Genomic DNA, 7573 nt, shown 5'->3' with positions numbered 1-7573 from the left:
GGAGTGCAGGAACCGTTCGGTGTGTGGGGCGGGCTGTCAGCGGCAGAACGCGCCGTCCTGCTCCGCGATCAGGAAGCGACCGGGGGCTGACGACACGGCTGAGCTCATGGCGGTCTGGGTCATGGCGACGGGGCGGGAGTCGCTACGGCAGCCCGCCGACCAGCGCAGGGTCACCTCGTTGCCAGCCTGCACAATCCGGTGAGATGTGCCACACGTCGCTCCCGGCGTGGGAAGGAGCCACCGGGAGGTGCACGGGAGACGGATGCCTGAGGACCACGCAGCGTCACAGCCAGGCGCCGGACCGCGCTGCTGACTGACCGCAGGGGCGGTCCCCGACAGCGGGTAGGACACCCGCCCGAGATCGTTCAACGCCATGCCGCCCCGCAGCGGCTCCGTGGAGGATCCCCCTACGCCCGCGGTCACTCGCGGCGGCCCGGTAGCGCCTCCTGGACCTTGGTCCTGATGCCCTGGGAGATCAGGTGGAAGGCGTCGGGGTCGCCCTTGAGTACTGCCTTCGCTGCAGACGTGGCCTGTTCGAGCGTCGCGTGCGGCGGGATCGGTGGTACCTCGGGGTCGCAATGGACGTCGAGCAGCGCCGGCCGGTCCGCAGCAAGTACCTGGTCCCAGGCCGGCCCCAGCTCGTCGGGCGTGGTCACGGTGATCGCTTCCAGTCCGGCACTGCGCGCGAAGCCCGCGTAGGAGAAGTCGGGCAGTACCTGCGACTCCTCGAACTTGGGTGTGCCACCCATCGCCCGCAGTTCCCAGGTGACCTGGTTGAGATCGTTGTTGTGCAGCACACAGACGATGCAGCGGCGGTCGGACCAGCGCTCGGCGTAGCGCGTGATCGTCAGCAGCTCGGCCATGCCGTTCATCTGCATCGCCCCGTCACCGGTGAGGGCGATCGCCGGGCGGTCCGGGTGGGCGAACTTCGCGCCGATCGCATACGGCACGGCGGGTCCCATGGTGGCCAGCGTGCCGGACAGCGAGCCGCGGATATCTCCGCGGATGCGCAGCAGGCGGGCGTACCAGTTGGCTACCGAACCGGAGTCCGCCGCCACGATCGCGTTGTGCGGTATGCGCTGCGAGAGCTCCCACACGATGCGCATCGGGTTCACCGGGTCGGCATCGACCATCGCCTCCCGCGCCATGGTGTCCCACCAGCCGGCGACGTCCTTCTCGACCTTCTCCCGCCATCGGCGGTCGGTTCGCGCCGACAGCAGCGGCAGGAGCGTCCGCAGCGTCTCACTCGCGTCCCCGACCAGATTCACCTCGGTGGGATAGCGCATGCCGATGAGGGCGCCGTCGATGTCGATCTGGACGGCACGCGCCTGTCCGAACTCGGGCAGGAACTGGCTATAGGGGAAGTTGGATCCGACGATGAGCAGCGTGTCGCAGTCGCGCATCAGCTCGTAGCTGGGCCGGGTGCCCAGCAACCCGATCGCCCCGGTGACGAACGGCAGTTCGTCGGACAGCACGTCTTTGCCCAGGAGGGCCTTGGCGACCCCTGCGCCGAGCACGTCAGCGATCTGCTCCACCTCCGACGCCGCCCCGCGCGCACCTTGACCGACGAGGACGGCGACCTTGCGACCGGCGTTGAGGACCTCGGCCGCGCGGGCGATCTCGGCCCTGTCGGGCACGACCGTCGGCGCGGCAAGCCCGGGAGCGCTGGAGGGCACCTGTTTGAAGGCGTGCTCCGGCGGTGAGTATGCCTCCGTCTGCAGGTCGCTGGGCACGATGACGGCCGTCGGTGCGCGGCGGGACAGCGCCGTCCGGAATGCGCGGTCGATGGCGTTGGGCAACTGTTCGGGCACGTTGACCTCAACGAGGTACTCGCTCGCCACGTCCTTGTACAGCGACTGCAGGTCCACCTCCTGCTGGTAGGACCCGCCCATTGCGCTGCGCTCGGTCTGCCCAACGACCGCCACCACGGGCACGTGGTCGAGCTTGGCGTCGTAGAGCCCGTTGAGGAGGTGGATCGCGCCCGGCCCGGAGGTCGCCATGCAGACACCGACCTGCCCGGAGAACTTCGCGTAGCCCACGGCCTCGAACGCCGACATCTCCTCGTGGCGAGACTGGACGAACCGTGGCCGGTCATCCGCCCTCCCGAACGCCGCGATGATCCCGTTGATCCCGTCGCCCGGATAGGCGAAGATCTGCTCGACGCCCCACTCCCGCAACCTCCGCAGGATGTAGTCGCCCACCGTGTCAGCCACGCGCTCGACCTTTCGTCGGTCCATTGGTCCGTCGATACCGGCTACCCGCACTCACCCGGTTGACACACCAGATACCTGACAAGTCCCTAGCGGGCCGGCGAATGGTGTCCCAGGCGTGACGGGGTATGCGCCAAGCGCGGAACGGTTCCGCGATCGGGGGCCGAATGAGCGGAAGGGACTGATGTCTGTTCTGTTCATCGCCGATAACGAGCTGCTCGAGAGCGCATTGCGCGCGAGGGCCGACGGCGAGGTGCGGTTCGACCCCGGCAGCGCGCCACGTATTCGACCGACGCATCGAACTTCCGCCAGGTGCCCGTCGGAGTCGTCGTGCCACGCACCGTTGAGGCGCCCGTCGAGGCCGTCGCGGTCTGCCACGAAAGCGGCGTCGCGGTGCTGTCGCGCGGTGGAGGCACGAGCCTCGCCGGCGAGTGCTGCAACGACCGCGTCGTGATCGACTGGTCGAAGCACCGCGACGCCTGCTCTCCGTCGACCCGGACGCGTGAACCGCCGTGGTGCAACCGGGGATCGTCCTCGACGTGCTCAACCGCCTGCTTCAGCCCTACGGTCTCGAGTACGGGCCGGAGCCCGCGACGCACTACAACTGCGGCCGCGGGACCTGCGCGAAAAGTACCTGGCGCGTGTTCACCTGGCAGGTCAACGGCACGTGGCAGTCCGACCCCGACCCCCACCGCGGGGTCGGCTCCGGCCGGTGCCGGCGTGGGCGGCCACGCTTCGGGCTGCCAACGCGGGGCTCGTGCGCGCCGGCCTCTTCCGCCCCGAGCGCGCGCCGGACCTCGCTGCTCAGCAACGAACGGTTCGGCGGGGTGAACACCCGCCGAGCCTCGCGCGGACACTCCGGACAGCACGCCGCCTCGCCTGCCCGGCCATGGGACGGGCCATCACGAACCGTCCGCAGGCCGGGCAGGCATGGACGTAGACCGGCATTTCGATCTCCTCCGGGTCCTGCGCGTCCTCAGCTGCTCGTCGCGCACGCGCCGCGGTCCGCCGACTGCGGGCCCTCCCTGTTCGGCCGGATGTCGAAGTCGAAGATCCCGGTAGGGAGGTAGAGCGAACAGCAGGCGTTCGGGATGTCCACCACGCCGGACACCCGTCCTTCGATCGGCGCCGACCCGAGCAGCAGATAGGCCTGTTCCCCGGAGTAGCCGAACTTCTTCAGGTACTCGACAGCGTTGAGGCAGGCCCGCCGGTACGCGACGGTGGCGTCCAGGTAGAGGTTGTCTCCGGAGTTCTCGTCGACCGAGACGCCGATGAAGGTGAGGAACTCGCTGTAGCGCGGCTCGACCCGGCCCGGGATCAGCACGGGGTTGGTGGTGATGCCGTACTTCTCCATGCCTCCCTTGATCAGATCCACGCCGAAGTCGATGAACCCGCCCATCTCGATGGCACCGCAGAAGGTGATCTCGCCGTCACCCTGCGAGAAGTGCAGGTCGCCGCCGGACAGTTTTGCCCCGGCCACGTGCACCGGGTAGAAGACGCGGCTGCCCCGGGTGAAGTTCTTGATGTCGTGGTTGCCCCCGTTCTCCCGGGCGGGGACGGTGCGGGCACCCTCGCGTCCGACGCGCTCGAGCTCCGCCCCGCTCAGCGTGCCGGCCAGGACCCCGTCCTCCAGCGGCGGCAGGGCCAGCGGCGGTACCCGGTCCGGGTCCTGGTCGATCAGTGCCTGTTCGCGTCGGTTCCACTCAGCCAGGAGGTCGGCGGACGGTGCCGTGCCGAACAAGCCCGGGTGGGTGATGCCGGTGTAGCGCACCCCGGGAACGTGCCGCGAGGTCGCGTCCTGCCCGTGGAAGTCCCAGATCGCCTTGTAGGCGTCGGGGAAGTGGTCGGTCAGGAAGCCGCCCCCGTTGGCCTTAGCGAAGATCCCGGTGTAGCCCCAGCCCTGTCCGGGCGCGTCGCCGTACTCCTGCGGTGGCTGGCAGGGACCCAGGTCGAGGATGTCGACGACCAGCAGGTCGCCGGGCTCGGCGCCTTGGATCTCGATCGGTCCACTGAGCATGTGAGCGACGCTGAGATTGACGTCGCGCACGTCGTTCGACGAATCGTTGTTGCCGATCTGCGAATCGGTCCATTCCCGGCATTCGACCCGAAACTCAGTCCCGGGACGAACGGATGCCACCGGCGGGATGTCGGGGTGCCAGCGGTTGTGCCCCGGCACCGCCTGGTCTCGCATCGACTTCGACTGGTCCACGCTGAACACAACCTCAGGCACCGTTATCCCTCCGACCTCTGCATGCATCCGGTTGATTCCGAAATAAACCTGAAACGCTATTCCTGCAGAAAGGTACTGTCAACGAGGTGAGACCATAGGGTTCGGCGACAGTCAGCACCTTCGCGTCGAAGCCGTCCTGCGCTACGTGCGGGCGAGATGGCCGACTTCGTTGCTGGCGCGGGTGGCTCCGTCGACCCGATGGTCAGGGTCGCGCCGGCCTGTAGTCCTTCCCCGGTGATTGTCCGGGCAGCGCGACGACTGGCGAGGATCGCGCGCCGAGTCTCGGGGACCGGCGCCCAGCACGGCGGCCGCGTAGCGGTACACACTGCTCGCGGTGTCGTTGGCATCGCTAGCTGGAGGCCACCCCTCCACCGGAGCGAGGGCCGGGGTGTGGGACAGAGCCCCACGGTTATTCCTCGTCAGCCGGCCCGGCCGGACCGGCGCATCCGGCTGCCGAGCATCTCCGCCGCGCGCCGGTCGGACTCACCGACACATGCCGCGTAGACCCGCAGCGTCGTCGCGCCGCCGCCACCGTGGCCAAGCCGACCAGCCACCGTGCGCAGGTCCACGCCAGCGGACAGCAGCTCGGTCGCGGAGTAGTGCCGCAGCGCGTGGACGTGACTATCGATCCCCGGCTCGGCGCACATCCGAACGTAGCGGCGGGTCACACCGCTCGGGTCGCAGGGCCGGTCGTGCAGGGGCCTGTAGGAGAACAGGTAGGCCGCGGCGATCGGTTGGACCTCGGCGACGCGGCACTGCTCGCGGCAGCGGTCGCGATGCTCGGCCAGGGCCTCGACCGTGGCCGGGTCGATCGCCAGCCGGCGCATGTGGTGGGTCTGGTGTCCTTCTCGATCGAGCGCCGGTTGACCCGCACGTAGTTGCGGCGCACCGCCAGCACTGCTGTGCTGAGGTCGGACCAGCGCAGCGCCAGCAGTACGGGGCGAAGCAGGCACTGAGGCCGGGCTGGCCGTTCATGCGGGGGCAACGCTGAACTCGTCGCACACCGCCCGATGTGGTCCCGCGGATGGGGCAGGACCATCCAGGATCAGCGTGCATGCCCTCGACGCCGCTGGACGAAGACATGCCCCGAATCTGAGACTGATCTTCGGTGGCTTCGCGGTGGGACAACCAAGAACCCGCAGGTCGGCAAAGATCGACATGTCCAGAGCGACGAGACCCTGCACCTCACGCCGCCCGCACAGTGGCGGCCCACTGAAACACTATTGCCGATGGTCAACCACGGACGGAGACAATCATGAGCACCGAGCTGCCGGCCCCGCGGCCACCCGTCGGCAACTACCTCGCCGCGGTACGCGTCGCGGACCTGCTCTACCTCTCGGGAGCCGGGCCCGCCCTCCCCGACGGCGGATGGATGGTGGGCAAGGTCGGCCCCGGCGGCCTCGACATGCCCGCCGCGCAGGCCGCGGCGCGCCTGGTCGGGCTCCAACTGCTGGCCACCATGCGGGCCGAACTCGGCGACCTCGACCAGGTCGAACGCGTCGTGAAGCTGTTCGGCATGGTCAACTGCATGCCCGGGTTCACCGGCACACCGGAGGTCATCGACGGTTGCTCCGACGTCCTGGTCGACATCCTGGGTGAGCGAGGACGGGGTGCACGCTCCGCAGTCGGCATGGCCGAGCTGCCCTTCGGGATCCCCGTCGAGGTCGAGGCAGTCGTTCAGATCCGCTCCGGCAACCGCTGAGGGGCCGACGACCCGCCGGGTTCAGGACACGGCTTTCCGACGATGCCAAGCCGGGCGTGTCGCCTGTCGCGCCGACGAGGGTTCGGATGCCCGTATACGCGGACGTCCTCGATCAGTTCGAGGTTGCGGGCTCGAGCCGTTGGAGCCGAACCGCGGCTCGGAGCGGCCCAGGTCCGGCTAACGCCGCCGCACCGCGCTCCGACCTGCTGGTATGGCCAACAGGGACTACCTGCTCGACAACTTCTCGATCGAGCGCCGGCCCACGCGCACGTAGTTGCGCCGAACGTCAGCACCGCGGCGTCGAGGTCGACGTCGGACCAGCGCAGCGCCAGCAACTCGGCGCGGCGCATCCCCGTGACCATCACCAGCCAGACGAGCGTGCCCCAGTCGTCGTCCTGAGCCCACGCCGCGTCGATGATCCGCGCGGCCTGCGCGACCGTCGGCGGAACGGGCTGCGGCACCGGTACGCGCGGCTTGCGGGCGATGACTGCCGGGTTATCGGTGATCCAGCCCCAGCGCACGGCAGCGCCCAGCACGCGGCGGATCGCGAAGTGGATGCGGCGGATCGTGGCCGGTGACAGCGGCACGCACATGTGCGGCCGGCACTCGACGACTGTGCAGCTCGTCTCGGCGAAATCGTGCGGCGGATGGCCGCCCGCGGGAGGCCGGCCCGGCGGACGCTTGTGCTTCACCACCCGGCACTCGTGCGGCTCGGCCGTCCGGTGTTCGACGAACGGCCGCCCGTCGCAGCGAGCGCTGCAACGCCTCAGCTCGGCGTAGAACTCCTCCAGGACCTGCGTAGTCACCCGACTGACCGGCTCGTCGCCGAACGCCGGGTAGAGGTGCACGCGCGCGTACTGCTCGTAGCTGGCGCGCGTGGTCTCCTCGACGTCGTGCGTCCGCAACCACGTGTCCATCGCCATGCGGAACGAGGCGCGGGTCTTCGGGTGCTTCTGCGCGTCGACCTGGACGACGAGCCGCGTGAGGGCCTTCTTGGCAGCCGCCTCGGTAGTCACCGTCTCGCGGAGGTACATCCAGCGCTTGCTGAGCGGGTCGTGGCCGGCGAACACGATCACCTGGAACGAGTCGCCACGGGGCCTGATCTGGCCACGAGGTCGCTTCCCTGACCCGATTCTCGCCACGACCTCAGACTATTGGCTGCCAAGCTCGCAACCAGAGATCAAATGTCCGAGGCCAACCAGCACTGTTCGCGCTGGTCAGACGTGGTGGAGACGAGGGGAATCGAACCCCTAACCCCCGCCTTGCAAAGGCGGTGCTCTGCCAATTGAGCTACGTCCCCGTGCTGAGCAGGACGGTACCCGCTCGGCCTGAGCGGCGAGGCGCCGTTCTCAGTTGGTGGTGGCCTCGTGCCAGAGGTCGTTCTCCGACTTGGATGAGCGGACCTTCGAGAACACCAGCGCGCCGGCTGCG

General features: G+C 69.0%; 7 protein-coding genes and 1 tRNA gene. 2 read left to right on the top strand and 6 right to left on the bottom strand.

Annotation, left to right across the window (positions count from 1 at the left end):
* Positions 1-419 precede the first annotated feature (419 nt).
* Positions 420-2213, bottom strand: coding sequence for a thiamine pyrophosphate-requiring protein (locus JWR81_RS01085; RefSeq protein ID WP_297645570.1), 1794 nt, complete (start codon positions 2211-2213; stop codon positions 420-422).
* A 309-nt stretch (positions 2214-2522) separates the two neighbouring features.
* Between JWR81_RS01085 and JWR81_RS01080 the strand changes: the two genes are divergently transcribed.
* The gene (locus tag JWR81_RS01080; RefSeq protein WP_367278717.1) at positions 2523-3041 is read left to right on the top strand and encodes an FAD-binding protein; all 519 of its coding nucleotides are present in this window, start codon (positions 2523-2525) and stop codon (positions 3039-3041) included.
* Between the two features lie 145 nt (positions 3042-3186).
* Here JWR81_RS01080 and fmdA read toward each other — a convergent pair whose 3' ends face one another.
* Both fmdA and JWR81_RS01070 read right to left on the bottom strand, forming a co-directional pair.
* Positions 3187-4440: a formamidase gene (fmdA, locus tag JWR81_RS01075; protein ID WP_297645564.1), complete on the bottom strand. Its 1254-nt coding sequence runs from the start codon at positions 4438-4440 to the stop codon at positions 3187-3189.
* Positions 4441-4859: 419 nt separating this feature from the next.
* Positions 4860-5267, bottom strand: a complete 408-nt coding sequence (locus JWR81_RS01070; protein ID WP_297645561.1) for a tyrosine-type recombinase/integrase — start codon at positions 5265-5267, stop codon at positions 4860-4862.
* A 428-nt stretch (positions 5268-5695) separates the two neighbouring features.
* Between JWR81_RS01070 and JWR81_RS01065 the strand changes: the two genes are divergently transcribed.
* A complete protein-coding gene (locus JWR81_RS01065) occupies positions 5696-6142 on the top strand; it encodes a RidA family protein (protein ID WP_297645558.1) in 447 nt (148 codons plus the stop codon).
* On the opposite strand, the gene JWR81_RS01060 is transcribed toward JWR81_RS01065, so the two are convergent.
* The 3 genes from JWR81_RS01060 to JWR81_RS34225 form a co-directional block, all read right to left on the bottom strand.
* Positions 6118-7284 carry a hypothetical protein gene (locus JWR81_RS01060; protein ID WP_297645548.1) on the bottom strand — a complete coding sequence of 389 codons (1167 nt, stop codon included), beginning with the start codon at positions 7282-7284 and terminating at the stop codon, positions 6118-6120. The genes JWR81_RS01065 and JWR81_RS01060 overlap by 25 nt on opposite strands.
* Positions 7285-7366: 82 nt before the next feature.
* Positions 7367-7442 (bottom strand) — tRNA-Ala (locus tag JWR81_RS01055).
* Between the two features lie 49 nt (positions 7443-7491).
* On the bottom strand, positions 7492-7573 hold an 82-nt coding region (locus tag JWR81_RS34225; protein WP_367278718.1), incomplete at its 5' end, for a DLW-39 family protein.

Origin of the sequence: Pseudonocardia sp. (genome assembly GCF_025965585.1) — a bacterium.
In the GTDB taxonomy this organism is placed as follows: domain Bacteria; phylum Actinomycetota; class Actinomycetes; order Mycobacteriales; family Pseudonocardiaceae; genus Pseudonocardia.
Note: the sequence above shows the minus strand (reverse complement) of the source record. Positions and strands in the feature narration are given on the sequence as shown.